The 24,820-nt window shown below is 60.6% G+C and carries 22 protein-coding genes; 19 read left to right on the top strand and 3 right to left on the bottom strand.

Annotated elements, in window-relative coordinates; all coding sequences use genetic code 11:
• Window positions 1-57: 57 nt before the first annotated feature.
• Entirely contained in the window at window positions 58-2,505 is a 2,448-nt protein-coding gene (locus tag NL116_RS22785; protein ID WP_494374141.1) for an acyl-CoA dehydrogenase, read from the bottom strand.
• A gap of 248 nt (window positions 2,506-2,753) precedes the next feature.
• Between NL116_RS22785 and NL116_RS22780 the strand changes: the two genes are divergently transcribed.
• The 4 genes from NL116_RS22780 (at window position 2,754) to NL116_RS22765 (ending at window position 5,920) form a co-directional block, all read left to right on the top strand.
• Window positions 2,754-3,413, top strand: a complete 660-nt coding sequence (locus NL116_RS22780) for a transglutaminase-like domain-containing protein (protein ID WP_494374140.1) — start codon at window positions 2,754-2,756, stop codon at window positions 3,411-3,413.
• 43 nt (window positions 3,414-3,456) lie between these two features.
• Window positions 3,457-4,080 (top strand): glutathione S-transferase family protein, encoded by a 624-nt coding sequence (locus tag NL116_RS22775; protein WP_494374139.1) that lies wholly within the window; start codon window positions 3,457-3,459, stop codon window positions 4,078-4,080.
• A 131-nt stretch (window positions 4,081-4,211) separates the two neighbouring features.
• Complete coding sequence (locus NL116_RS22770; protein ID WP_494374138.1) at window positions 4,212-5,144, top strand: ABC transporter ATP-binding protein; 933 nt, start codon at window positions 4,212-4,214, stop codon at window positions 5,142-5,144.
• Window positions 5,141-5,920 (top strand): ABC transporter permease, encoded by a 780-nt coding sequence (locus tag NL116_RS22765; RefSeq protein ID WP_494374137.1) that lies wholly within the window; start codon window positions 5,141-5,143, stop codon window positions 5,918-5,920. Before NL116_RS22770 ends, NL116_RS22765 begins: the two co-directional genes overlap by 4 nt.
• A gap of 103 nt (window positions 5,921-6,023) precedes the next feature.
• Here the strand turns inward: NL116_RS22765 and NL116_RS22760 are convergent, their stop codons facing one another.
• Window positions 6,024-6,539, bottom strand: a complete 516-nt coding sequence (locus NL116_RS22760) for a DUF2062 domain-containing protein (protein ID WP_494374136.1) — start codon at window positions 6,537-6,539, stop codon at window positions 6,024-6,026.
• 135 nt (window positions 6,540-6,674) lie between these two features.
• Between NL116_RS22760 and NL116_RS22755 the strand changes: the two genes are divergently transcribed.
• The 12 genes from NL116_RS22755 (at window position 6,675) to NL116_RS22700 (ending at window position 18,146) form a co-directional block, all read left to right on the top strand.
• The gene (locus NL116_RS22755) at window positions 6,675-8,909 is read left to right on the top strand and encodes a DNA internalization-related competence protein ComEC/Rec2 (protein WP_494374135.1); all 2,235 of its coding nucleotides are present in this window, start codon (window positions 6,675-6,677) and stop codon (window positions 8,907-8,909) included.
• A 98-nt stretch (window positions 8,910-9,007) separates the two neighbouring features.
• The gene (locus NL116_RS22750) at window positions 9,008-9,646 is read left to right on the top strand and encodes a MotA/TolQ/ExbB proton channel family protein (protein ID WP_494374134.1); all 639 of its coding nucleotides are present in this window, start codon (window positions 9,008-9,010) and stop codon (window positions 9,644-9,646) included.
• Entirely contained in the window at window positions 9,643-10,071 is a 429-nt protein-coding gene (locus NL116_RS22745; RefSeq protein WP_494374133.1) for an ExbD/TolR family protein, read from the top strand. Before NL116_RS22750 ends, NL116_RS22745 begins: the two co-directional genes overlap by 4 nt.
• Complete coding sequence (gene lpxK / locus NL116_RS22740) at window positions 10,071-11,081, top strand: tetraacyldisaccharide 4'-kinase (protein ID WP_494374132.1); 1,011 nt, start codon at window positions 10,071-10,073, stop codon at window positions 11,079-11,081. Before NL116_RS22745 ends, lpxK begins: the two co-directional genes overlap by 1 nt.
• A 24-nt stretch (window positions 11,082-11,105) precedes the next feature.
• A complete protein-coding gene (locus NL116_RS22735; protein WP_007945752.1) occupies window positions 11,106-11,291 on the top strand; it encodes a Trm112 family protein in 186 nt (61 codons plus the stop codon).
• Window positions 11,288-12,052: a 3-deoxy-manno-octulosonate cytidylyltransferase gene (gene kdsB / locus NL116_RS22730; protein WP_494374131.1), complete on the top strand. Its 765-nt coding sequence runs from the start codon at window positions 11,288-11,290 to the stop codon at window positions 12,050-12,052. Before NL116_RS22735 ends, kdsB begins: the two co-directional genes overlap by 4 nt.
• Window positions 12,052-12,516, top strand: coding sequence for a low molecular weight protein-tyrosine-phosphatase (locus tag NL116_RS22725; RefSeq protein ID WP_494374130.1), 465 nt, complete (start codon window positions 12,052-12,054; stop codon window positions 12,514-12,516). The genes kdsB and NL116_RS22725 overlap by 1 nt, the downstream gene beginning before the upstream one ends.
• On the top strand, window positions 12,513-13,532 hold the full coding sequence (murB, locus tag NL116_RS22720; RefSeq protein ID WP_494374129.1) for a UDP-N-acetylmuramate dehydrogenase: 1,020 nt from the start codon (window positions 12,513-12,515) through the stop codon (window positions 13,530-13,532). The genes NL116_RS22725 and murB overlap by 4 nt, the downstream gene beginning before the upstream one ends.
• Before the next feature lie 240 nt (window positions 13,533-13,772).
• Window positions 13,773-14,243 carry a (2Fe-2S)-binding protein gene (locus tag NL116_RS22715; RefSeq protein WP_494374128.1) on the top strand — a complete coding sequence of 157 codons (471 nt, stop codon included), beginning with the start codon at window positions 13,773-13,775 and terminating at the stop codon, window positions 14,241-14,243.
• On the top strand, window positions 14,240-16,570 hold the full coding sequence (locus tag NL116_RS22710) for a xanthine dehydrogenase family protein molybdopterin-binding subunit (protein ID WP_494374127.1): 2,331 nt from the start codon (window positions 14,240-14,242) through the stop codon (window positions 16,568-16,570). Before NL116_RS22715 ends, NL116_RS22710 begins: the two co-directional genes overlap by 4 nt.
• Window positions 16,570-17,553: an XdhC family protein gene (locus NL116_RS22705; RefSeq protein WP_494374126.1), complete on the top strand. Its 984-nt coding sequence runs from the start codon at window positions 16,570-16,572 to the stop codon at window positions 17,551-17,553. Before NL116_RS22710 ends, NL116_RS22705 begins: the two co-directional genes overlap by 1 nt.
• On the top strand, window positions 17,550-18,146 hold the full coding sequence (locus tag NL116_RS22700; RefSeq protein ID WP_494374125.1) for a nucleotidyltransferase family protein: 597 nt from the start codon (window positions 17,550-17,552) through the stop codon (window positions 18,144-18,146). The genes NL116_RS22705 and NL116_RS22700 overlap by 4 nt, the downstream gene beginning before the upstream one ends.
• Window positions 18,147-18,247: 101 nt before the next feature.
• Here NL116_RS22700 and rne read toward each other — a convergent pair whose 3' ends face one another.
• Window positions 18,248-21,448, bottom strand: a complete 3,201-nt coding sequence (rne, locus tag NL116_RS22695; protein ID WP_494374124.1) for a ribonuclease E — start codon at window positions 21,446-21,448, stop codon at window positions 18,248-18,250.
• A gap of 700 nt (window positions 21,449-22,148) precedes the next feature.
• Here rne and rluC point away from each other — a divergent pair.
• Genes rluC through NL116_RS22680 form a run of 3 tightly spaced genes read left to right on the top strand, consistent with a single transcriptional unit; the run spans window position 22,149 to window position 24,774 of the window.
• Window positions 22,149-23,111 carry a 23S rRNA pseudouridine(955/2504/2580) synthase RluC gene (gene rluC / locus NL116_RS22690; protein WP_140667341.1) on the top strand — a complete coding sequence of 321 codons (963 nt, stop codon included), beginning with the start codon at window positions 22,149-22,151 and terminating at the stop codon, window positions 23,109-23,111.
• A complete protein-coding gene (locus NL116_RS22685) occupies window positions 23,098-23,760 on the top strand; it encodes an HAD-IA family hydrolase (RefSeq protein WP_494374123.1) in 663 nt (220 codons plus the stop codon). The genes rluC and NL116_RS22685 overlap by 14 nt, the downstream gene beginning before the upstream one ends.
• Before the next feature lie 24 nt (window positions 23,761-23,784).
• Complete coding sequence (locus NL116_RS22680) at window positions 23,785-24,774, top strand: S49 family peptidase (RefSeq protein WP_494374122.1); 990 nt, start codon at window positions 23,785-23,787, stop codon at window positions 24,772-24,774.
• The last annotated feature ends 46 nt before the right edge of the window (window positions 24,775-24,820 follow it).

Below are 24,820 nucleotides of genomic sequence, written 5' to 3'. Positions count from 1 at the left end.
GCAAAACGGGCGCGGGAGTATAAAGCCCCTGCGCCCGTTTTGCATGGGGGCACTGGATCAGCGGACCTTTCCGGGTGCGAGCGCCAGTTCCTCTTTGTCGAAATCATCGACATCAATCACCTTGCGCCGCGCCGCCTCGGCGGCCTGCAGGGTCTGTGCTTCCGCTGCCTGCAAGACACCGGCTTCCAGCGCGGCATCGATGACGTGTTCCCCCGCAGCCGGTTTGACTTGTCCACTCTTGAGCGCAATGTGCAGTTTTTTCTGCAGCGGCTGCGCAGCGTTCAACAGGTTGCAGGCGTGCTGCAAAGCACCGACGGCATCTTCGGCCGATTGCGGGCGGTAGCAACCGCCCAGCAACTCTTCGAGCGTCGGGTCGCCCTTGGCGCGACCAATCACGGCAGCCACTTCGGCGCCGAGTCTGTCCGATGGCCCTTTATGTCGACGGCCGAACGGGAAGACGATCACCCTTAACAGGCAACCCAGCACCTTGTTCGGGAAGTTGGTCAGCAGCTCATCCAGTGCACGTTCCGACTGGCCAAGACTTTCCTCCATGGCCCAGGTAAACAGCGGCGCCATGTGCTCGGGTGAATCGAGATCGTGGTACCGCTTGAGCGCGGCAGAGGCGAGGTACAGGTTGCTGAGTACATCCCCGAGGCGTGCCGACAGGCGTTCGCGGCGTTTCAGTTCGCCGCCCAGCAGCATCATGCTCAGGTCCGCGAGCATGGCGAATGCTGCGGCCTGACGGTTGAGCGCGCGGAAGTAGCCTTGGCTGAGCTTGTTGCCCGGCGTATGTTCGAAGTGCCCGAAACCAAGGTTCAGCACCAGCGTGCTGGCGGCGTTGCTCACGGCAAAACCGATGTGCTTGAGCAGCAGGCCATCGAACTCGGTGAGCGCCTGGTCTTTGTCTTCGCGACCGGCGAGGGCCATTTCCTTGAGCACGAACGGATGGCAGCGAATGGCACCCTGGCCGAAGATCATCAGGTTGCGCGAGAGAATGTTCGCGCCTTCCACGGTGATGAAAATCGGCGCGCCGTTCCAGCTGCGACCTAGGTAGTTGTTCGGCCCCATGATGATGGCTTTACCGCCGTGAACGTCCATCGCGTGGCTGATGCACTCGCGACCGCGTTCGGTAAGGTGATACTTGAGAATGGCCGAGAGCACCGACGGTTTCTCGCCCAGGTCCACCGCGTTGGCGGTCAGCATGCGCGCCGCGTCCATCATCCAGGCGTTGCCACCGATGCGCGCCATGGCTTCCTGAATCCCTTCGAACGCCGACAATGGAACGTTGAATTGCTCGCGAACCTGAGCGTACTGCCCCGTCACCAGGCTGGTGAATTTGGCCGCCCCGGTGCCGACTGCCGGTAACGAAATCGAACGCCCGACCGACAGGCAATTCATCAGCATCATCCAGCCTTTGCCGAGCATTTCCTGGCCGCCGATGAGGAAATCGAGCGGCACGAACACGTCCTTGCCGGAGTTCGGGCCGTTCATGAAGGCAGCCCCCAGCGGCAGGTGTCGGCGGCCGATTTCAACTCCGGCGGTGTCGGTCGGAATCAGCGCCAGGCTGATGCCCAGGTCTTCCTTGTCACCCAGCAAGTGTTCCGGGTCATAGGCCTTGAAGGCGAGGCCGAGCAGGGTCGCCACCGGGCCGAGGGTGATGTAACGCTTTTCCCAGTTCAGGCGCAGACCGAGGGTTTCCTTGCCTTCCCATTCCCCTTTGCAGATCACCCCGGTGTCGGGCATTGCGCCGGCATCGGAACCTGCCAGCGGACCGGTCAGCGCGAAGCACGGAATGTCGTCACCGCGGGCCAAGCGAGGCAGGTAATGGTTGCGTTGTTCATCGGTACCGTAATGCAACAGCAGTTCGGCCGGACCGAGGGAATTGGGGACCATTACGGTCGACGCAAGGTCGCCGCTGCGGGTCGCCAGTTTCATCGCGACCTGTGAGTGGGCGTAGGCGGAGAAGCCCTTGCCGCCAAATTCCTTGGGAATGATCAGCGCGAAAAAGCCATTGTCCTTGATGTGCGTCCAGGCTTCAGCGGGCAGGTCCATGTCTTGCCCGATCTGCCAATCGGTGACCATGGCGCAGAGCTCCTCGGTCGGGCCGTCAATGAAAGCCTGTTCTTCTTCAGTCAGTTGGGCTTTTGGATAGGACAGCAATTTGTCCCAGTCCGGACGGCCGCTGAACAGTTCGCCGTCCCACCATACGGTGCCGGCGTCGATGGCGTCGCGCTCGGTTTGCGACATCGGCGGCAGGGTTTTCTGGAACCAGCTGAACAGCGGCGCGCTGAAGAACTTGCGACGCAGGTCGGGCAGCAACAGTGGCGCCGCAACGGCTGCAATCAACACCCAGAACACCAGCAGCAGCCAACCGGGCGCACGGCTGAAAGCGCCCATCGCGACGATGTAGACCGCAACAACGCACAGGGCGGGCAGGGGGGCGGTGCGACGATGGGCTAACCAGGCTATCCCGACAATCAGAACCAGTATCCACAACAGCAGCATATTTAATCCTCCGTGAACCAGGGTAAAACCGACCTTCAGAGCTTAGACGGCATCCGCCAAACAGGGTGGTCAGAGCGAGGTGATTGAAATCGTGGGAAACCTTGGATGAGATTTGTAGGCTCGGTTGGCAACACGCTCGGGAATTCGTTCGTTTCGTACGCGACAATGCGCCCAAGTTTGGCCGAAACGTCGTTATCTCTGTGCTGAACCTGTCGCTAGACTCGGGGCTTCCCCAGGAGATTGATCTCATGCACGAGTACTTGAGTCCCGGCCGCTTCATCGATAGTGACCACCCCTCAGTGGTGGAGTTCGCCGAAAAACACCGCGGCAGCAGTCGTGACCCGCTCGAGCAGGCGATCAACCTCTATTACGCGGTGCGCGAGGCCGTGCGCTACAACCCCTACACGTTCAGCCGCGACCCGGAGACCTTGCGCGGCAGTTATGCGCTGGCCACCAGGGAAAGCTATTGCGTGCCCAAAGCCACGCTGTTGGCCGGTGCCGCGCGACATTGCGGGATCCCCGCGCGCATTGGACTGGCGGATGTGCGCAATCACCTCTCGACCCCGCGTTTGCTAGAACTGCTGAAGAGCGATGTGTTCGCAATGCACGGTTACACCGAGCTGTATCTGAACGACCGCTGGGTCAAGGCCACGCCGGCGTTCAATCAAAAACTCTGTGAGCTGTTCAATGTCGCACCGCTGGAATTCGACGGGATCAACGACAGCGTTTTCCACCCGTTCAATCGCGATGGCGCACAGTTGATGGAGTATCTGATCGATCACGGCCAGTTCACCGATGTGCCGGAAGCGTTCTTTTTCGAACACCTGGAAAAGTGCTATCCGCACCTGTTCAGCGAGCAACTGCCCGTGCTGTTGGGGGATATGCAGAGCGATTTGAGTCGAGCCTGATCCGGCGTATGCTGCCTGCCCACTTGTCAAAAAAGAGGCGGTCATGCTGAAAATCTGGGGTCGGAAAAACTCGTCGAATGTCAGAAAGCCTTTGTGGGCCGCCGAAGAATTGGGCCTGGCGTATGAAGCCATCGATGCAGGCGGCGCCTTTGGGGTTGTCGATACGCCGGAGTACCGGGCGATGAACCCCAACGGTCGTATTCCGGTGATCGAGGATGACGGCTTTGTCTTGTGGGAATCCAACGCCATCGTGCGTTACTTGATGGCCCGACATGCCGACGGCAGTCCGTGGTATCCGGCGGATCTAAAAGCCCGCGCCACGGCGGACAAGTGGATGGACTGGACCACTTCAAGTCTCGCCGGTCCGTTCCGCACTGTATTCTGGGGCGTGATGCGCACTTCGGCCGACAAGCAGGACTGGCCAGCCATCAAGGCCGCGATCAAGGAATGCGAAGAGCTGCTGTCGATGGCCGATCAAGCGTTGTCGACCAAGCCTTACCTGTCCGGCGATGAAATCGGCATGGGCGACATTCCGCTGGGCAGTTTTATTTATGCCTGGTTCGAGATGCCGATAGAACGCGCGTCGCTGCCGAACCTTGAAGCCTGGTACGCCCGGTTGAAGCAGCGTCCGGCGTATCAAAAAGCCGTTATGACCGCGTTGACTTAATACTCACTATCGACACACTTGACTGTACTTGTGTGGCGGCGACAAGCACCATTGCGCTCATGTGCCGTGGTTGTTCCAGTCGCCGCCGGCCGTCTTTTATCCCTTTCTTCCTTCTTGGTGCGTAATCCGATATGAGTTCCGCTCTGTCCATCCGGCAGCTAACCAAAACCTACGGCAACGGTTTCCAGGCCCTGAGTGGTATCGATCTGGACGTTGCCGAAGGTGACTTCTTCGCCTTGCTCGGTCCTAACGGCGCCGGCAAATCCACGACCATCGGCATTCTCTCGACCCTGGTGAACAAGACCAGCGGAACGGTGAATATCTTCGGTCACGACCTGGACAAGAATCCTGCGCAGCTCAAGCGCTCCATCGGCGTGGTGCCCCAGGAATTCAACTTCAACCAGTTCGAAAAGACGTTCGACATCGTCGTGACCCAAGCTGGTTATTACGGCATCCCGCCGAAAATCGCCAAGGCGCGCGCCGAGCAATACCTGACCCAACTGGGGCTGTGGGACAAGCGCGATGTGCCGTCGCGTTCACTGTCTGGCGGCATGAAGCGTCGATTGATGATCGCTCGTGCGCTGGTCCACGAACCACGCTTGCTGATCCTCGACGAACCAACGGCAGGTGTGGACATCGAACTGCGTCGTTCGATGTGGACCTTCCTCACCGAGCTGAACCAGAAAGGCATCACCATCATCCTCACCACGCATTACCTGGAAGAGGCTGAACAGTTGTGCCGCAACATCGGCATCATCGACCACGGCACCATCGTCGAAAACACCAGCATGAAACAGTTGCTCAGCCAGCTGCATGTGGAAACTTTCCTGCTCGATATTAAAAACACCCTGACCAGTGCGCCGCAATTGCTCGGCTACCCGACCCGTCTGCTCGATGGTCATACGCTGGAAGTCCAGGTCGACAAGACCATGGGCATCACCGCGCTGTTTACCCAGTTGGCGCAGCAGAACATCGACGTGCTGAGCCTGCGTAACAAAACCAATCGCCTTGAGGAGTTGTTCGTGTCCCTGGTGGAGAAAAATCTGTCGAAGGTGGCGGTATGAGTTCCGAGCTGCAGCCCAACCTCGTTGCCCTCAATACCATCGTTTACCGTGAGGTCCGGCGGTTTACCCGGATCTGGCCGCAGACGCTGCTACCGCCGGCCATCACCATGGTTTTGTACTTCGTGATCTTCGGCAATCTGATCGGCAAGCAGATTGGTGGCATGGGTGGCTTCACCTACATGGAGTACATCGTGCCGGGGTTGATCATGATGTCGGTGATCACCAACTCCTACGGCAACGTGGTTTCGAGTTTCTTCGGCAGCAAGTTCCAGCGTTCCATCGAGGAACTGATGGTGTCGCCGGTTTCTCCGCATACGATTCTGATCGGCTACACCCTGGGTGGCGTGCTGCGCGGGCTGATGGTCGGGATCATCGTGACGATGCTGTCGCTGTTCTTTACTGATTTGCAGGTGCATCACCTGGGCGTGACCATTCTGGTGGTGGTGCTGACGGCGACGATCTTCTCGCTGCTGGGCTTCATCAACGCCGTGTTTGCGCGCAACTTCGATGACATCTCGATCATTCCGACCTTCGTGCTGACACCGCTGACTTACCTGGGCGGGGTGTTTTACTCGATTTCCCTGTTGCCACCGTTCTGGCAGACCGTGTCCCTTGCAAACCCGGTGCTGCACATGGTCAACGCCTTCCGATACGGCATTCTTGGGGTTTCGGACATCAAGATCAGCATCGCGATCACCTTCATGCTGGTGGCGACGATTGTGTTGTATGTCGGTTGTGCTCGGCTGCTGGTCAGTGGGCGCGGGATGCGTACCTGATTCAAGACCGCGTCGCCCCCTTCGCGAGCGAGCTTGCTCGCGATGGCCCCGGTCCAGGCAACACAAAAAAACGGCCTCCTACGTTGGAGGCCGTTTTGCATTCCTACATCCGGTTTTTCTTGCGCCGCTTCCACTGCCGCGCTACCCACCAGCGCCAATACATCATGGTGAGGAAGTAGGCGAGGGCACCCAACACCAGCCCTGTCACCACCGAGCCCAGCAAAAACGGCTGCCATAAAGTAGACAATTCGCCGCTCACCCATTCCCAGGACAAGGCGTCGGGCAACTGACGAGTGGGCACATCCAACAGCCAGGCCCCGGTCTGGTACGTGCAGAAAAACACCGCCGGCATGGTGATCGGATTGGTCAGCCAGACCAGACTCACCGCAATCGGCATGTTGCCCCGCACCATGATTGCCAGCACAGCGGCCAGCAACATCTGCAACGGGATCGGCAGAAACGCTGCGAACAGACCGACCGCCATCGCCCGTGCCACGGAGTGGCGGTTGAGGTGCCAGAGGTTGGGGTCATGCAGCAGGGTGCCGAGAAAGCGTAAGGATTTGTGTTCCCTGATGCTGGTCGGGTCTGGCATGTAGCGTTTGAATAAGCGCCGGGGCATAAGGCTTCTCGGTCGGTTAAGGCGGCAAGTATGTCTGGATTCTAAGAACCGCCCATTCAGACTTTGTGACAATTGATAACGGCGCCGGTGCGGTTGGCCGGCTATGCCTAGGTGGGGACTCTCAAGGATGAGTGTATGCGCACTGGGATGATAGCGCTGGCGCTGGGTTTGCTGGCCCTGCGTTTTTTGCCGGTTTTGCCGCCGGTCTGGTTATGGATGTTGCTGCCACTGCCGGGTTTGATGTTGTTGCCATTTCGCACGTATCACTTGGCATTTTTCCTGTTCGGCTTCAGTTGGGCGTGTGCGAATGCGCAGTGGGCGCTGGACGATCGTCTGGCGCTCAAACTCGACGGCGAAACCCGCTGGATTGAAGGTCGGGTGACGGGACTGCCGCAAGATGCTGGCGGCGTAGTGCGATTCGAAGTGACAGATGGTCATTCAAAGCGCACGAAACTGCCCAAGCGTTTGCGCCTGGCCTGGTATGGCGGGCCACCCGTGAGCAGCGGTGAGCGCTGGCGACTGGCGGTCAAATTGAAGCGGCCTGCCGGGCTGCTCAATCCGCATGCCTTCGATTACGACGCCTGGCTACTGGCTCAACATATTGGCGCGACCGGCACGGTCAAGGATGGTGAGCGACTGGCTGAAGCCCGATGGGCCTGGCGTGACGGCATCCGCCAGCGTTTACAAGCGGTCGATGCCCAAGGGCGAACCGCCGCGTTGACCGCGCTGGTACTGGGAGATGGTGCCGGGCTGAGTCGTGAGGAGTGGCAAGTGCTGCAAGACACCGGCACCGTGCATTTGCTGGTGATTTCCGGACAGCACATCGGTTTGTTGGCGGGGGTGGTTTACCTGCTGATCGCCGGGATGGCGCGGCTGGGTCTGTGGCCTGTACGTGTGCCCTGGCTGCCATGGGCATGCGCGCTGGCATTCTCGGCGGCGCTGGCTTACGGGTTGCTGGCCGGCTTCGACGTTCCGGTGCAACGCGCCTGCGTGATGATCGGTCTGGTACTGCTGTGGCGGCTGCGCTTTCGTCATCTCGGCGCCTGGTGGCCGCTGTTGCTGGCGCTCAATGGTGTGTTGCTGCTGGATCCGTTGGCCAGTCTGCAACCGGGTTTCTGGTTGTCCTTCGCCGCCGTGGCGGTGCTGATTTTTACCTTTGGTGGACGGCTGGGTCCATGGCGATGGTGGCAAACCTGGACCCGCGCGCAATGGTTGATCGCAATAGGCCTGTGCCCGTTGTTGATGGTGCTTGGCTTGCCGATCAGTCTCAGCGGGCCGCTGGTGAATTTGCTGGCTGTGCCCTGGATCAGCCTGGTGGTGTTACCGCCAGCCTTGCTCGGGACATTATTATTGGCGGTCCCTTACGTCGGCGAAGGGCTGCTGTGGTTGGCGGGTGGTCTGATCGACGGGATGTTCAAGGCACTGGCATTGATGGCCGGGCAATTGCCCGCATGGACGCCGGTGGCGATACCGTTTTGGAGTTGGGCGCTGGGTACTTTGGGTGCCTTCTTGCTCCTGCTGCCGCGCGGTGTGCCGATGCGCCCTTTGGGGTGGCCGTTGCTGCTGATGCTGGTTTTTCCGCCTCGTCCGCTATTACCGGAAGGTTTGGCTGACGTCTGGCAGCTGGACGTCGGCCAAGGGTTGGCTATTTTGGTGCGTACCCGTCATCACACACTGTTGTATGACACAGGACCACGTTTCGGCGACCTGGACATGGGGGAACGGGTGGTGCTTCCCTCGTTGCGCAAACTCGGGGTGAAAGGGCTCGACCTGATGCTGATCAGCCACGCCGATGCCGATCATGCCGGCGGTGCCCGAGCCGTGGCCAAGGGTTTGCCTGTCCGGCAAGTGCTGAGTGGCGACCCCGAGGGATTGCCAACCGAACTGCACGCGCAAGGTTGTGAAAGCGGCCGGCAATGGACCTGGGACGGTGTGAACTTCCAGCTCTGGCAGTGGACGTCGGCCCATGACAGCAATCAGAAATCCTGCGTCCTGCAAATAGAAGCCGGGGGCGAGCGACTGTTGCTGACGGGTGATATCGACGCCGCTGCCGAACGGGCCTTGCTGGAGAGTCCGCTGGCAGTGGCCACCGATTGGTTGCAGTCACCGCATCACGGCAGCCGCACTTCCTCGTCAATGATTCTGTTGAGCGTCTTGCAGCCCAAGTCCGTATTGATCTCCCGCGGCCAAGGCAATTCCTTTGGCCATCCGCACCCCACAATCGTGGCGCGTTATCGAAAACGCGGTATGGCGATTTACGACAGCGCCGAGCAGGGCGCCATTCATCTGCAACTCGGGCGTTTCCAGCCTCCGTGGACGATGCGTCTGGACCGGCGTTTCTGGCGCGATACACCGCCCGTCAATAAATAACTGAGAGTTATTAAAGCCCGACCGGATGCGACATCACGGTCTTCGGTGCGCCCACCCCCTATGTTAGAGTGGCGCACTTTTTCGAGGGGACTGTCACTGTGTGGGAATTGGTCAAATCCGGCGGCTGGATGATGCTGCCGATCATTTTGAGTTCCATCGCGGCCATGGCGATCGTCGCCGAGCGTCTCTGGACCCTTCGAGCCAGCCGCGTGACCCCGGAGCATTTGCTCGGGCAGGTCTGGGTCTGGATCAAAGACAAACAACTCAATAAAGAAAAACTCAAGGAACTGCGCGCCAACTCGCCGTTGGGCGAGATCCTCGCGGCGGGCCTGGCCAACTCCAAGCATGGTCGCGAGATCATGAAAGAGTGCATTGAAGAGGCCGCCTCCCGGGTCATCCATGAACTGGAGCGCTACATCAACGCCCTGGGCACTATTGCCGCCATGGCCCCGTTGCTCGGGTTGCTCGGCACGGTGCTGGGCATGATCGATATCTTCAGTTCGTTCATGGCCACGGGCATGACCACTAACGCCGCAGTGCTGGCCGGCGGTATTTCCAAAGCCCTGATCACCACGGCGTCGGGCCTGATCGTCGGTATCCCGGCGGTCTTCTTCCACCGGTTCCTGCAACGGCGTATCGATGAGCTGGTGGTGGGGATGGAGCAGGAAGCGATCAAACTGGTCGAGGTCGTGCAGGGTGACCGTGACGTGGACCTGTCCGAGGGCAAAAAAGCGTGAAATTCCGCCGCAAGCAACGGGAGAACGTGGACATCAATCTCGTGTCGTTGATCGACGTGGTGTTTGTCCTGCTGCTGTTTTTCGTTGTGACCACCACCTTTACCCGTGAAACCCAGTTGCGCGTCGAACTGCCGGAAGCAGTCAGCGGCGCGCCGACTGAAAATCAGCAGGTCAAGCAACTGGACGTCGCTATCAACGCAGAAGGCGTGTTCTCGGTGAACAATCGGGTCTTGCCCAAAAGCGACCTGGCGACCGTGATGGACGCGATGCAAAAAGAATCCAACGGCGACACCAATCTGCCGCTGTCCATCAGCGCTGACGGCAAGACTCAACATCAATCGGTCATCACCGCCATGGACGCCGCCGGCAAGCTCGGTTTCAGCCATTTACGCATGACCACTGTCGAGGCGGCGCCCGCGCCCTGATGGCCATGTCCGATCGCTTGCTCGCCGCGTGGTATCAAGGTCATCCGGCCCTGAAGCTGTTGCAGCCGCTGGAGTGGTTGTACCGGCGGGTCGTCATGAACAAGCGCAAACGATTCCTGGCGGGCGAGGGTGAGATCTATCAACCGCCCGTGCCGCTGATTGTGGTCGGCAATATCACCGTGGGCGGTACCGGCAAGACGCCGTTGATCCTGTGGATGATCCAGCACTGCCAGCGCAGCGGCTTGCGGGTGGGCGTGGTCAGTCGTGGTTACGGTGCCAAGCCGCAGCAGCTGCCATGGCGGGTCGAAGCCGACCAGAGCGCGGAGGTGGCGGGCGACGAACCGCTGCTGATCGTCCAGCGTACCGGCGTGCCGTTGATGATCGACCCGGACCGCAGCCGCGCGGTAAAAGCGCTGCTGGCGAACGAGCCGCTGGACCTGATCCTTTCCGATGATGGCATGCAGCATTACCGCCTGGCCCGGGACCTCGAACTGGTACTGATCGACGCTGCCCGCGGCCTGGGCAACCAGCGTTGCTTGCCGGCCGGGCCGTTGCGCGAGCCTGTCGAACGCCTGCAGAGCGTCGACGCGGTGCTCTACAATGGCGCCGCGGAGGATCGCGCCGACGGGTTTGCCTTCCAGCTGCAACCGACCGCCCTGATCAATTTGCTCAGCGGTGAGCGGCGTCCCCTCGATCACTTCCCCGCAGGTCAGGCGGTGCACGCTGTGGCCGGGATCGGCAATCCGCAGCGTTTCTTCACCACCCTCGAAACGCTACACTGCAAACCTGTGCCGCATGCGTTTGCCGACCACGCCGAATACAGCGTGCAGGCCTTGAATTTCACACCGTCATTGCCGTTGGTGATGACTGAAAAGGACGCGGTGAAGTGCCGTGCCTTCGCCGCCGCCGATTGGTGGTACCTGGCGGTCGATGCTGTTCCATCGCCGGCCTTTGTGGCCTGGTTCGATACGCAGCTGATGCGCCTGTTGCCGGATCGTCTTTTGCCTTAACTCCGTTTTATCCAGGGAATGCTCATGGACACCAAATTGCTCGACATCCTCGCTTGCCCGGTCTGCAAAGGCCCACTCAAGCTCAGCGCCGACAAGACCGAGCTGATCAGCAAGGGCGCCGGCCTCGCGTACCCGATTCGAGATGGCATCCCGGTGATGCTCGAAACCGAAGCCCGCACCCTGACCACCGACGAGCGCCTGGATAAATGACCACAGCCTTTACCGTTGTCATTCCATCGCGCTATGCCTCGACCCGCTTGCCGGGCAAACCGCTGCTACTGATCGCCGGCAAGCCGATGATCCAGCACGTCTGGGAACAGGCGAGCAAAAGCAGCGCCCAGCGCGTGGTGGTTGCCACTGACGATGCGCGCATCGTCGAGGCGTGCAACGGCTTCGGCGCTGAAGTGGTGCTGACCCGCGAAGACCACAATTCCGGCACCGACCGTCTGGCTGAAGTCGCCGCGACACTGGGCCTGGCGCCCGACGCCATCGTGGTCAACGTCCAGGGTGACGAACCATTGATTCCGCCGAGCGTGATCGATCAGGTCGCGGCGAACCTGGCGGCCCACACCGAAGCGCGCATGGCCACCCTGGCCGAGCCGATCGAAGACGTGGAAACCCTGTTCAACCCCAACGTGGTCAAGGTCGTCAGCGATCTTGAGGGGCTGGCGCTGACCTTCAGTCGCTCGACCTTGCCATGGGCGCGGGATGCGTTTGCCAAAAGCCGCGAGCAATTGCCGGAAGGCGTGCCGTATCGACGCCACATCGGCATTTACGCCTACCGCGCCGGTTTCCTGCATGACTTCGTCAGCTGGGGCCCGTGCTGGCTGGAAAACACCGAGTCCCTCGAGCAACTGCGTGCCCTGTGGCACGGCGTGCGGATTCACGTCGCCGACGCGTTGATCGCACCGCCTACCGGGGTCGACACCGTTGAAGACCTTGAGCGCGTTCGTCGCCTGCTGGAGGCCTGATGCGCGTACTGTTCGTGTGCCTGGGCAACATCTGCCGTTCTCCAACGGCCGAGGGCGTGCTGCGGCACAAACTGCGCGAAGCGGGGCTGGCCGGTCAGATTGAAGTTGCCTCCGCCGGCACCGGTGACTGGCATGTCGGCAAGGCGCCGGATAAGCGCAGCCAGGCCGCGGCCAAGCTGCGCGGCTACGACCTGTCCGCCCAGCGCACCCAGCAAGTCACCCGCGCCGATTTCGCCACTTACGACCTGATCCTGGCGATGGACAACAGCAACCTGCGTCACCTCAAGGCCTTGCAACCGGCCAAGGGCAAGGCCGAGCTGGACCTGTTCCTGCGCCGCTTCCAGTCGGAGCTCGATGAAGTGCCGGACCCGTACTACGACGGCGACCAGGGCTTCGAACAGGTGCTGGACCTGATCGAGCGCGCCAGTGACTTGCTGGTGATCGAATTGAAGGGGCGGCTATGAGTTTGCAGGTTCAATCACAGGTTTCGCTCAAGCCCTTCAACAGCTTTGGTGTCGACGTTCAGGCTCGCCTGTTCGCCGAGGCCCATAGCGATGCCGATGTGCGTGAGGCCTTGGCCTACGCAGAGCAGCATGACGTTCCGTTGCTGGTGATTGGCGGCGGCAGCAATCTGTTGCTGACCGCCGACATCCCGTCACTGGTGCTGCGCATGGCCACGCGCGGAATTCGCATCCTCAGTGATGACGGCAGCAAAGTCGTGATCGAAGCCGAGGCCGGCGAGCCGTGGCATCCGTTCGTGCAACACACGTTGGCACAGGGCTTGTCGGGCCTGGAAAACCTCAGTCTGATCCCCGGCACCGTCGGTGCGGCGCCGATGCAGAACATTGGTGCGTATGGGGTCGAGATCAAGGACGTGTTTGCCGGCCTGACCGCGCTGGATCGCCAGACCGGCGAGCTGCGGGACTTCACCTTGGCCGAGTGCAATTTTGCTTACCGCGATAGCCTGTTCAAGCAGGAGCCGGGTCGCTGGTTGATCCTGCGCGTTCGGTTCACCCTCGATCGCACCGCGCACCTGCACCTGGAATACGGTCCGGTGCGTCAGCGCCTGACCGAGCAAGGCATCGCGCAGCCGACCGCCACGGATGTCAGCCAGGCGATTTGCAGCATCCGCAACGAAAAACTTCCGGACCCGGCGGTGCTGGGCAATGCCGGCAGCTTCTTCAAAAACCCGTTGGTGCCCGCGACGTTGGTCGCTCAGCTGAAGGGCGAATACCCGGATCTGGTGGCGTATACGCAACCCGACGGGCAAATGAAACTGGCGGCCGGCTGGTTGATCGAGCGGGCAGGGTGGAAGGGGTTCCGCGACGCAGATGCCGGCGTGCATAAGTTACAAGCGCTGGTGCTGGTCAACTACGGCGCTGCCACGGGCCTGCAATTGCTCAACCTGGCGCAGCGCATCCAGAAAGACATTTCAGAACGATTCCATGTCGATCTGGAAATGGAGCCCAACCAGTATTGAAGCTAAGCTTTCAGGACTGATCTCAAAGCCCTGCACACTTCAACTGTGCAGGGCTTTTTTGTTAATGCTGGGTTAACTTAGCCACCTAACGATGCAAGCATTTGTTCCATCAAAGGCCCGGTGCAGACATTCCCGTCGCATAAGAGAGCCTCATTAGCCTGAGCCGATCTGCGGGTCACGAACCAAGATCCCACGTCAGATTGCTCGACCCCATAACCCAAGATCTATGCGGGCGTGCCCATGATTACCCTGAAGCTCAACGGTCAAGACCATCCACTCGACGTCTCCGAGGACATGCCGCTGCTCTGGGCTATCCGCGACGTAGCCGGTTACAACGGCACCAAATTCGGCTGCGGAATGGGCCTGTGCGGCGCGTGTACGATTCACATCGACGGTTCACCGGCGCGCAGTTGCATCACGCCGATCGGCTCGGTGGTCGGGCAGAACGTCACCACCATCGATAACCTGCACGCCGATCCGGTCGGGCAAGTGGTTCAGCAAGCATGGCTCGACACGGCCGTTGCCCAGTGCGGTTTCTGCCAGGGCGGGCAGATCATGTCGGCGACGGCGCTGCTCAAGACCAACCCCAATCCTACGGATGCGCAAATCGAAGAGGCGATGGTCGGCAACATTTGCCGCTGCGGGACTTACAACCGCATCAAGACCGCCATCCGTCAGGCTTCCACCCACTTGAAGGAGGCCAAGGCATGAGCCAGTTACCGAATGATTTTGCCCTGAGCAACCTCAGTAACCTCAGCCGCCGCGGTTTCCTCAAGGGGGTCGGCACGACCAGTGCGTTGGTGCTGGCGGCCAGTTGGGGCTGGCAGGACGTTTTCGCTGAAGAGGCTTCGAAGAAATTCGGCGCCGACGGCATGCCCCATGGCGCGATTGATGATCCCAAGGTCTACGTCAGCATCGCCGCCGATGGCACGGTGACTGTGATCTGCAACCGTTCGGAAATGGGCCAGGGTGTACGCACCAGCCTGACGATGGTGGTGGCCGATGAGCTGGACGCCGACTGGGCGATGGTGAAGGTGCAACAGGCGCCGGGTGACGAAGTGCGTTTCGGCAACCAGGACACCGACGGTTCGCGCAGCATGCGTCACTGGTACGAGCCGATGCGCCGCTGCGGTGCGGCCGCCCGAACCATGCTCGAACAGGCCGCTGCCGCGCAGTGGAAAGTGCCCGTCGCCGAGTGCCACGCGCAACTGCACAAAGTCATCCACACACCGTCCGGTCGTGAATTGGGCTACGGCGCATTAGCCGCGGCGGCCGGTGCGCTGGCAGTGCCCGCGCGTGACAGCGTACGACTCAAGGATCCGTCGCAGTTTCGTTACATCGGCAAGGAAGGCACCAAGGCTATCGACGGTGCCGACATCGTCAACGGCCGCGCCATTTACGGGGCTGATGTGCACTTTGACGGCATGCTCTACGCCACCATTGCGCGTCCGGCGGTGTACGGCGGCAAGGTCAAATCAGTCGACTCCAGCGCCGCGCTGAAAGTCCCCGGTGTGATCAAGGTCCTGCAGATCGAGGGCAGCCCGCTGCCGTCCGAATTTCAACCTTTGGGTGGCGTGGCCGTGGTGGCCAGCAACACCTGGGCAGCAATCAAGGGCCGTGAGGCGCTGAAGATCGAATGGGATGACGGCCCGAACGCCAGTTATGACTCGATTGCCTATCGCAAGGAATTGGAAGCGGCGTCCCTCAAACCCGGCAAAGTGGTGCGCAATACCGGCAACATCGACGAAGCGATGAAGAGCGCCGACAGCACCCTCGAAGCCTCTTATTATTTGCCGCACCTGGCGCAGGCGCCGATGGAGCCTATGGTCGCCATTGCCCGCTTCAAGGACGGCATCTGTGAAGCCTGGGGGCCGAGTCAGGCGCCGCAAGTCACCCGTACACGGATTGGCGAGCGCCTCGGTGTTCCGTTCGATAACGTCACGTTTAACGTCACCTTGCTGGGGGGCGGTTTCGGTCGAAAATCCAAGCCTGACTTCATCATTGAAGCGGCAATCCTCGCCAAAGAGTTCCCCGGCAAGGCGGTGCGGGTGCAATGGACTCGCGAAGACGACATCCACTGTTCCTATTTCCACACCGTGTCGGCCGAGTACCTCAAGGCCGGCCTGAACAAGGACGGTCTGCCCTCCGGCTGGCTGCACCGCACCGTGGCCCCGAGCATCACCGCGCTGTTTGCTCCGGGCATGAACCACGAGGCGGCGTTTGAGCTCGGCATGGGGTTCACCAACATGGCCTACGCGATTCCCAACGTGCGCCTGGAAAACCCGGAGGCGACGGCGCATACCCGCGTCGGCTGGTATCGCTCGGTGTCGAATATCCCGCACGGCTTTGCGATTCAGAGTTTTGTCGATGAGCTGGCGCACAAGGCCGGGCAGGATCCGCTCAAGTACCAGATCAAGTTGCTTGGCCCGGACCGTCAGATTGACCCGCGCACGTTGAGTGAAGAGTGGAACTACGGCGAATCTCCCGAGCGCTATCCGATCGATACCGGCCGCCTGCGCACGGTGCTGGAAACTGCCGCCAAAGCGGCAAATTGGGGGCGTGAAATGCCCAAGGGTCGGGGCCTGGGGCTGGCGGTGCATTACAGCTTTGTTACCTATGTGGCGGCGGTGATCGAGGTCGAAGTCAAAGACGACGGCACGTTGATCGTGCACAAGGCAGACATCGCCGTGGATTGCGGGCCGCAGATCAACCCCGAGCGCATCCGCTCGCAGTTCGAGGGCGCCTGCGTCATGGGGCTGGGTAATGCTGTGCTGGGGGAAATCAGCTTTAAGGACGGCAAGGTCCAGCAGGACAACTTCCACATGTACGAAGTGGCGCGCATGTCGCTGGCGCCCAAGGATGTCGCGGTGCATTTGGTCACCCCGCCAGGCGTTGTGCCCTTGGGCGGTGTCGGTGAGCCAGGCGTGCCACCGGTTGCGCCGGCGCTGTGCAACGCGATCTTCGCCGCCACCGGCAAACGCATCCGCAACCTGCCGGTTCGCTATCAACTGCAAGGTTGGCAGAAGGCGCAAGCCTGATGGACAGCGTCGATCTGAATGTCCTGCGCAGCGTGCTCGAATGGCGCCGCGCCGGTCAGCGGGTGGTGCTGTACAGCGTGGTCCAGACCTGGGGCACCGCGCCCCGGGCACCTGGCGCCATGTTGGCCTTGCGTGAAGACGGCGTGGTAATCGGCTCGGTGTCGGGCGGTTGTGTCGAGGATGACCTGATTGCCCGGTTGCACGACGGACGTATCCCGCCTGACGGGCCGCCGGTGCAGTTGATCACGTATGGCGTCACTCGCGAGGAGGCTGCGCGGTTTGGTTTGCCCTGCGGCGGTACGTTGCGCCTGACTGAGGAGCGGGTCGGCGATCCGCATTGGGTCGCCGAATTGCTGACGCGCTGTGAGGCGCATGAAATCGTCGCTCGTTCGCTGGATATTGCGACCGGTGAAGTGGTCGTGCAGTCTGCGAGCAAATCCGATGGGTTGAGCTTTGACGGCAAGACGCTTCGCGCGATTTACGGTCCGCGTTGGCGCTTGTTGCTCATCGGCGCCGGACAATTGTCCCGTTATGTCGCCGAGATGGCGCGGTTGCTGGATTTCGACGTGTTGATCTGCGATCCACGCACCGAGTTTGTGTACGGTTGGGAAGCGCAGCACGGTCGCTTTGTCTCGGGCATGCCGGATGAGGCGGTGCTGAACATTCAGACTGACGAACGCACGGCCATCGTCGCCCTGACGCACGATCCTCGCCTGGATGACATGGCACTGCTGACGGCGCTGGACTCTACGGCCTTTTATGTCGGCGCGCTGGGTTCTCGGGTCAACAGTCTGAAGCGCCGGGAAAACCTCGCCGTGCTGGGCTTGTCGGCACAGGCCATCGAGCGTTTGCACGGCCCGATCGGGTTGCACATTGGCAGCCACAGTCCGGCGGAAATCGCCCTGTCACTGATGGCCGAAATCGTCGCGATCAAGAACGGTGTCGAACTGAAGCAAAAGAAGCCGTTGCAGGAGGTTGTATGAATGAATCCATCGGCGTCGTAGTGCTGGCGGCGGGGCAGGGCAGTCGTTTTCGCCAGGTGGCGGGGGCTGAGAAGGATAAGTTGTTGGCGGATTGTACCGGGCGTGACGGCGCGGTTCGTTCGGTGATCGAGCAAGTGTTGGTGAATCTGCCCGCGACGATAGAGAGGCGCGTGCTGGTGACGACAGAGGATCGCCCGCAGGTGATTCGCATGGCTCAAGCGTATGGCTGCGAGATTGTGCTGATTGACTCGACGGGCATGGGCGACAGTATTGCGGCGGGGGTGTCGGCGTGTCCGCAGTGCAGTGGCTGGTTGATTGTGTTGGGGGATATGCCGTTTATCCTGCCTTCGACGGTTGAGCGCGTGCTGGCGGGTATGGCTGATAACGCGATCAGCGTGCCGGTGCTGGAGTTTGAGTTTGGGCATCCGGTGGGGTTCGGCCGCAGTTTTGGACCGGGGTTGATGGGGTTGTCGGGTGATCGTGGAGCCAAGCCGCTGTTTGCGCAGGCCAAGGTGGTTGAAGTCGCAGTGGATGATCCCGGAATCCTGTGGGACGTCGATGTGCCTGAATCACTGACCTACAGACCTGCATAAATCCCCTGTAGGCGTGAGCCTGCAAGGGATTGCGGTGATGTTCGGAGGCGTAAAAAAGCCCCGGCTGGAGTTACCAGTCGGGGCTTTTTATGGCCTGGGAGTTAGACGAGGGGTTTAGGCTCGTGCTCTTTTTCCTGGGCTTGTTCGTGTTGCTCTACGGCTTCCTGAACGGAGCGCGGTGCTTCTTCGATGACCGACTCGGCCACAGGCGCCGCTTCGACCACTTCAGTGACAGGCGCTTCAACCGGTGCAGCAGCGGCAGCCAGTTCGGCTTCCTTCTGCAGACGCTCGGCTTCACGCTTGCGACGACGCACTTCACGTGGATCGTTCGGCGCACGGCCATTCTCGGTCAGGGCGCTGACTGGGGCGGCCTCCACCACCGGTGCAGCCACTTCGGCAACGACCGGAGCCGGTGCTTCAACGATCGGAGCAGGTTCGGCAGCCACAACCACTGGCTCGGAAACCATGGCTTCAGCGACTTCGGCTTCAGCTACCGGTGCAGGCGCTTCAACAGCAACCGGCTCGGCAACCCAGTTGAACGCGGTTTGTTCTTCACGAACCTCGCGAACCGCTTCGGTCACGGTTTCGGTGACGGTTTCGGAAGCAGGCTCCGCAGCAGTCACTGGCTCGGCGACAACCGCCGCTTCAACCACTGGTTGGGCTTCTTCCCGAACAAACGCTTCACGAACCGGAGCCACTTCGATTTCCGGAGCAGCAGTCGCTTCGATCGGAGTTGTTGCTTCAACCACTGGCGCTTCAACCGGAGCCGTTTCCTGAACAGCCGCAGTAGCGCGTTCAGCTTGCTCGTGAGCTTGAGCTTCAGCCGGTGCGCTGATCACGGTGCTGGCAACGGCTGCGGTAACAGCCAGGCCTGCGGCCAGATCATCAGTGCTTGGCGCTTCGTTGCTTTCGCCAGCTTCGTTACCTTCGGATTCTTCCGAACCTTCGATCACATTGCCGTTGGCATCGCGTTGACGCTCGCGACGGTTGCTGCGGCGACGCTGGCCACGGGAACGGCGGCGTGGACGATCGCCTTCGGCGCCTTCCTGACCGTCTTCCGGCAGTTGCTCTTCGTTGGAGGTCAGCTCTTCTTCAGCGACGGCGGCAGCGGCTTGTTCAGCACGTGGCTGACGTTCTTCACGCGGTGGGCGTGGAGCGCGTTCTTCACGTGGCTGGCGAGCCGGGCGCTCTTCAGCGGTAACCGTTGCGACAACAGCGGCCGGAGCAGCATCCAGAGGCTCGCGCAGTTCACGAACCGGACGCTCTTCGCGATCGCCACGTGGCTTGCGGTCTTCGCGTGGAGCGCGCGGTGCACGTTCTTCACGAGGGGCGCGAGGTGCGCGCTCTTCACGTGGAGCACGTTCCTCGCGGGCTACGGCCGGGGCTTCTTCACGGGCTTCGCGTGGCTCGCGGGGAGCGCGCTCTTCACGCGGTGCGCGTTCCTCACGAGGCTTACGTTCTTCATCGCGGCGACCATTACGGTTGCGGCTCTGTTGACGACCGTTGCGACGTTCTTCGTTACGGGCCGGACGCTCTGTGGTGACTGGTTTTTCAACCACAACCGGAGCAGCAGGCTCTTCCTTGGTCGCGAACAGGCTGACCAGCGATTTCACCAGACCTTTGAACAGGCTTGGCTCAGGCGCGGCAACCGGTGCAGCCACCGGCGCGGCAGCGACGACTTCGGTCGGAACCGGAGCGTTGGCGCGGGCCGGAGCCGTCTTGACCGCGGCTTCCTGGCGAACCAGGGTGCGGGTCGCGGCGGCTGGCTGGACTTCTTCGACTTCGGCAGCGGCAGCAGCGATTTCGTAGCTGGACTGGCCGACAGCGGCTTCCGGGCTGTCATCGCGCAGACGCTGAACTTCAAAGTGCGGCGTTTCGAGGTGATCGTTCGGCAGAATGACGATGCGGGCACGGGTGCGCAGTTCGATCTTGGTGATCGAGTTGCGTTTTTCGTTGAGCAGGAACGCGGCAACCGGGATAGGCACTTGTGCGCGAACTTCGGCGGTGCGGTCTTTCAGGGCTTCTTCTTCGATCAGGCGCAGGATCGCCAGCGACAGCGATTCAACATCACGGATGATGCCGGTGCCGTTGCAGCGCGGGCAAACGATGCCGCTGCTTTCGCCCAGCGATGGACGCAGGCGCTGACGGGACATTTCCAGCAGGCCGAAGCGCGAGATGCGACCGACTTGCACGCGAGCGCGGTCGGCTTCCAGGCATTCGCGGACTTTCTCTTCCACGGCGCGCTGATTCTTGGCCGGGGTCATGTCGATGAAGTCGATGACGATCAGGCCGCCAATGTCGCGCAAGCGCAACTGACGGGCGATTTCTTCGGCGGCTTCAAGGTTGGTCTGCAGAGCGGTTTCTTCGATGTCGCTGCCTTTGGTGGCGCGCGCCGAGTTGATGTCGATGGACACCAGGGCTTCGGTCGGATCGATAACGATGGAGCCGCCGGAAGGCAGTTCAACGACGCGCTGGAAAGCGGTCTCGATCTGGCTTTCGATCTGGAAACGGTTGAACAGCGGAACGCTGTCTTCGTACAGCTTGATCTTGCTGGCGTACTGCGGCATCACCTGGCGGATGAAGGTCAGGGCTTCGTCCTGGGCTTCAACGCTGTCGATCAGCACTTCACCGATGTCCTGGCGCAGGTAATCGCGGATGGCGCGGATGATCACGTTGCTTTCCTGGTAGATCAGGAATGGCGCGGAACGATCCAGCGAGGCTTCTTTGATAGCGGTCCAGAGCTGCAGCAGGTAATCGAGGTCCCACTGCATTTCTTCGCTGCTGCGGCCCAGGCCGGCAGTGCGAACGATCAAGCCCATGTCGGCTGGAGCAACCAGACCGTTCAGGGCTTCACGCAATTCGTTGCGCTCTTCACCTTCGATGCGACGGGAGATACCGCCGGCACGCGGGTTGTTCGGCATCAGAACCAGGTAACGACCGGCCAGGCTGATGAAGGTGGTCAGGGCAGCGCCCTTGTTGCCACGTTCTTCTTTTTCGACCTGAACGATGACTTCCTGGCCTTCGCTCAGGACGTCCTTGATGTTGACGCGGCCTTCGGGGGCTTTCTTGAAGTATTCGCGGGAGATTTCTTTGAGGGGCAGGAAGCCGTGGCGCTCGGAGCCGAAATCGACAAAGGCAGCCTCTAGGCTTGGTTCGATGCGAGTAATCCGGCCTTTATAGATGTTGGCCTTCTTCTGCTCGCGTGCACCGGATTCGATGTCCAGGTCGTAGAGGCGTTGGCCATCTACCAGTGCAACACGCAACTCTTCGGGTTGAGTTGCGTTAATCAGCATTCTTTTCATGTAGTACCGTCGGTTTCCGGGCTGCCGGAAACGGCGTTCGGCACACACGACTTCTCACGGTCGGTGTCAGGTGCGTCAGGAGTGGTTGGCCACTCCAGTGTCTAGCGAACCCCGACCAATTGGGCCGGTGTCGCGACGTACGCGTCCTGCTTGCTGTGGCTACTTAAGCACTCAGTCAGGAGGAGGAATCAACCAGCGGCTGTGGACGAGATGAAGCGTCTTGATAAAGCCTATTGCTACACAGTCCAGCGGTTGTGCATCTCCACCCTACACGTATCCCTGATAATTCGGGTGCTGCCGCGCGCAGAATCCGCAGCGGGTTGGCATTTACCGTGAGCTCCGAAGGGGGAGGTCACGCATCATGGCTAATTTAGGCGTTGTTTCCGAAGCGTTCGCTCAGGGTCGTTCGTGGCTGACTGCACTTTGTGAACTGGCCGTGAATATTGGCTCCCAAGGCGAGTTAAAACTCTGCTTTGCGGCTTGATTCAGGCCTCATGTCACCTGCGCTCGTTACAGCTGCAAACTCCACCGTTACGTAGCGAAAGCCCCGTAGGACGGCCTCGCGTCCTGGTGAATTGCGTTGGTCAGGGCCGGTTTTTGACCGTTGGTCCGCTGCCCAGGCCGCTTTTGGCGGCGTTCGCGACTATAGCAGCAATGATTAAGTGCTTCAATTCCATAAAAAATTGTTATCATCCGCGCCATGACGACTACAACCCCTTCGACCCCAGCCGTACAACTGCTGGAGGTCTCGCCGGAATATGCCGGCCAACGTATTGATAACTTCCTTCTCGCTCGGCTCAAAGGCGTGCCCAAGACCTTGATTTACCGCATTTTGCGCAAAGGCGAAGTGCGTGTGAACAAAGGTCGGATCAAGCCCGAATACAAGCTGCAGGCGGGCGATATCGTGCGCGTGCCGCCGGTTCGCGTGCCTGAACGCGACGAGCCGGTGCCGCTGGCCCAAGGCCTGCTGCAACGCCTCGAAGCCTCGATTGTCTTCGAAGACAAGGCGCTGATCGTGATCAACAAGCCTTGCGGTATCGCAGTCCATGGCGGCAGCGGCCTGACCTACGGGGTGATTGAAGCCTTTCGTCAGTTGCGTCCCGATTGCAAGGAGCTCGAACTGGTTCACCGTCTCGATCGTGATACCTCCGGCCTGCTGATGATCGCCAAGAAGCGCAGCATGTTGCGCCATTTGCACACGGCATTGCGCGGCGATGGTGTCGACAAGCGCTACATGGCGCTGGTCCGCGGTAATTGGGCGGCCTCGATCAAGCAGGTCCGTGCATCGCTCGGCAAGAGCAATCTGCGCTCCGGCGAACGTATGGTCGAAGTTGACGAGGAGGAGGGGAAGGAGTCGGTGACGGTGTTCAAGGTCCTGCGCCGCTTCGGCGACTTTGCCACCCTGATCGAAGCCAAGCCGATTACCGGCCGCACTCATCAGATCCGCGTTCATACCCTGCACGCCGGGCATTGCATTGCAGGCGATACCAAGTATGGCGACGAAGGTTTCAGCAAGGAAATCCGCGATCTGGGCGGCAAGCGCCTGTTCCTGCACGCCTACATGCTGACGGTGCCGCTACCGGATGGTAGCGAGCTGAAATTGCAGGCGCCTGTGGATGAGATGTGGTCCAAGACCGTGGAGCGACTGAGTGCGCCAATCTGAGTACAAGCTGCTTATTTTCGATTGGGATGGCACGTTGGCCGACTCCATTGGTCGGATTGTGGAGGCGATGCATGTCGCCTCTGAGCGCTCCGGATTTCCGTTGCGAGATGATTTTGCCGTCAAGGGCATCATTGGTCTGGGTTTGCCTGAGGCGATTCGCACCTTGTATCCCGAAATTGGCGATACCGAGCTTGTGGCGTTTCGTCAGCATTATGCCGATCACTACATCGCCGCTGAGGCGGTGCCTTCGCCGTTGTTCGAAGGTGTCGTCGAGTCGATGGAGGCGTTTCGTACCGAGGGTTATCATCTGGCTGTGGCGACCGGCAAGGCCCGTCGCGGGCTGGATCGGGTGCTGAAGTCTCACGGTTGGGAAGATTATTTCGATATCACCCGCGCCGCCGACGAAACCGCCAGCAAGCCGCATCCGCTGATGCTTGAGCAGATTCTCGCCCATTGCGAGGTTCGCCCGGAGCAGGCGCTGATGGTTGGCGATTCGTCCTTCGACTTGCAGATGGCGCGCAACGCCGGCATTGACTCGGTGGCGGTCAGCTACGGCGCGCAATCGATTGACGCGTTGAAGTTGTTCGGGCCGGCACTGGCCATTGATCGTTTTTCAGAATTGCATGCCTGGCTGAATCAGCGGGCTTAACAGGTTTTTGCTGGGGTAGATGTCATGACCGACGAATGGAAAGCGCCCGCCAAGGCGAGCGTAGAGAGCGGTGACGAAAAAAGCTGGAAGCTGCTGGAGAAGACCCTGCTGGCCGGTGTGCAGGAACAGCGCCGCTCGCGTCGCTGGGGGATCTTCTTCAAATTACTGACGTTCGTGTACCTGTTTGTGGCGCTGATTCTGTTCACGCCGCTGATGGACATGGAAAAGAGTGCGACCCGCAGCTCCAACTACACCGCATTGATCGACGTGGTTGGCATGATCGCCGACAAGGAGCCGGCCAGCGCTGACAATATCGTCGGCAGTCTGCGCGCGGCCTTCGAGGACGATAAGGTCAAAGGCATCATTCTGCGCATCAACAGCCCGGGCGGCAGTCCGGTGCAGTCGGGTTATGTGTATGACGAAATCGTCCGCCTGCGTGGCTTGCATCCGCAGATCAAGGTGTACGCGGTGATCTCGGACCTGGGCGCTTCCGGCGCTTACTACATCGCCAGCGCGGCGGATCAGATCTACGCCGACAAAGCCAGCCTGGTGGGCTCCATTGGGGTGACGGCGGCCGGTTACGGCTTCGTCGGTACCATGGAGAAGCTTGGTGTCGAGCGTCGGACGTATACGTCGGGTGAGCACAAGTCGTTCCTTGATCCGTTCCAGCCAGAGAAGCCTGAGGAGACTCAGTTCTGGCAGGGTGTGCTGGACACCACGCATCAGCAGTTCATCAACAGCGTGAAGAAGGGTCGTGGCGATCGCCTCAAGGACAAAGAACATCCGGAGCTGTTCTCCGGTTTGGTCTGGAGCGGTGAGCAGGCGCTGCCGCTCGGTCTGATCGATGGTCTGGGTAGCGCCAGTTCGGTGGCGCGTGACGTGATTGGCGAGAAAGAGCTCGTGGACTTCACCGTTCAGGAGTCGCCGTTCGATCGTTTCTCGAAAAAGCTCGGTGCCAGCGTTGCCGAGCAGTTGGCGATGTGGATGGGCTTTCACGGCCCATCGATGCGCTGATTCTGTGGCTGCATAAAAAAACCGGCCTTTGTGGTCGGTTTTTTTA

Source organism: Pseudomonas sp. FBCC-B1667 (genome assembly GCF_059133255.1).
This window is presented reverse-complemented; position numbering and strand designations above follow the sequence as displayed.

Excerpts from the sequence above, each read along its gene's own strand:
- NL116_RS22725 (WP_494374130.1), top strand. The coding sequence starts at position 12,052 with ATGCGCGTACTGTTCGTGTGCCTGGGCAACATCTGCCGTTCTCCAACG.
- NL116_RS22680 (WP_494374122.1), top strand. The coding sequence starts at position 23,785 with ATGACCGACGAATGGAAAGCGCCCGCCAAGGCGAGCGTAGAGAGCGGT.
- NL116_RS22780 (WP_494374140.1), top strand. The coding sequence starts at position 2,754 with ATGCACGAGTACTTGAGTCCCGGCCGCTTCATCGATAGTGACCACCCC.
- NL116_RS22760 (WP_494374136.1), bottom strand. The coding sequence starts at position 6,539 with ATGCCCCGGCGCTTATTCAAACGCTACATGCCAGACCCGACCAGCATC.
- NL116_RS22705 (WP_494374126.1), top strand. The coding sequence starts at position 16,570 with ATGGACAGCGTCGATCTGAATGTCCTGCGCAGCGTGCTCGAATGGCGC.
- rne (WP_494374124.1), bottom strand. The coding sequence starts at position 21,448 with ATGAAAAGAATGCTGATTAACGCAACTCAACCCGAAGAGTTGCGTGTT.
- NL116_RS22700 (WP_494374125.1), top strand. The coding sequence starts at position 17,550 with ATGAATGAATCCATCGGCGTCGTAGTGCTGGCGGCGGGGCAGGGCAGT.
- NL116_RS22785 (WP_494374141.1), bottom strand. The coding sequence starts at position 2,505 with ATGCTGCTGTTGTGGATACTGGTTCTGATTGTCGGGATAGCCTGGTTA.
- rluC (WP_140667341.1), top strand. The coding sequence starts at position 22,149 with ATGACGACTACAACCCCTTCGACCCCAGCCGTACAACTGCTGGAGGTC.
- NL116_RS22765 (WP_494374137.1), top strand. The coding sequence starts at position 5,141 with ATGAGTTCCGAGCTGCAGCCCAACCTCGTTGCCCTCAATACCATCGTT.
- lpxK (WP_494374132.1), top strand. The coding sequence starts at position 10,071 with ATGGCCATGTCCGATCGCTTGCTCGCCGCGTGGTATCAAGGTCATCCG.
- kdsB (WP_494374131.1), top strand. The coding sequence starts at position 11,288 with ATGACCACAGCCTTTACCGTTGTCATTCCATCGCGCTATGCCTCGACC.
- NL116_RS22770 (WP_494374138.1), top strand. The coding sequence starts at position 4,212 with ATGAGTTCCGCTCTGTCCATCCGGCAGCTAACCAAAACCTACGGCAAC.
- murB (WP_494374129.1), top strand. The coding sequence starts at position 12,513 with ATGAGTTTGCAGGTTCAATCACAGGTTTCGCTCAAGCCCTTCAACAGC.
- NL116_RS22755 (WP_494374135.1), top strand. The coding sequence starts at position 6,675 with ATGCGCACTGGGATGATAGCGCTGGCGCTGGGTTTGCTGGCCCTGCGT.
- NL116_RS22710 (WP_494374127.1), top strand. The coding sequence starts at position 14,240 with ATGAGCCAGTTACCGAATGATTTTGCCCTGAGCAACCTCAGTAACCTC.
- NL116_RS22715 (WP_494374128.1), top strand. The coding sequence starts at position 13,773 with ATGATTACCCTGAAGCTCAACGGTCAAGACCATCCACTCGACGTCTCC.
- NL116_RS22775 (WP_494374139.1), top strand. The coding sequence starts at position 3,457 with ATGCTGAAAATCTGGGGTCGGAAAAACTCGTCGAATGTCAGAAAGCCT.
- NL116_RS22735 (WP_007945752.1), top strand. The coding sequence starts at position 11,106 with ATGGACACCAAATTGCTCGACATCCTCGCTTGCCCGGTCTGCAAAGGC.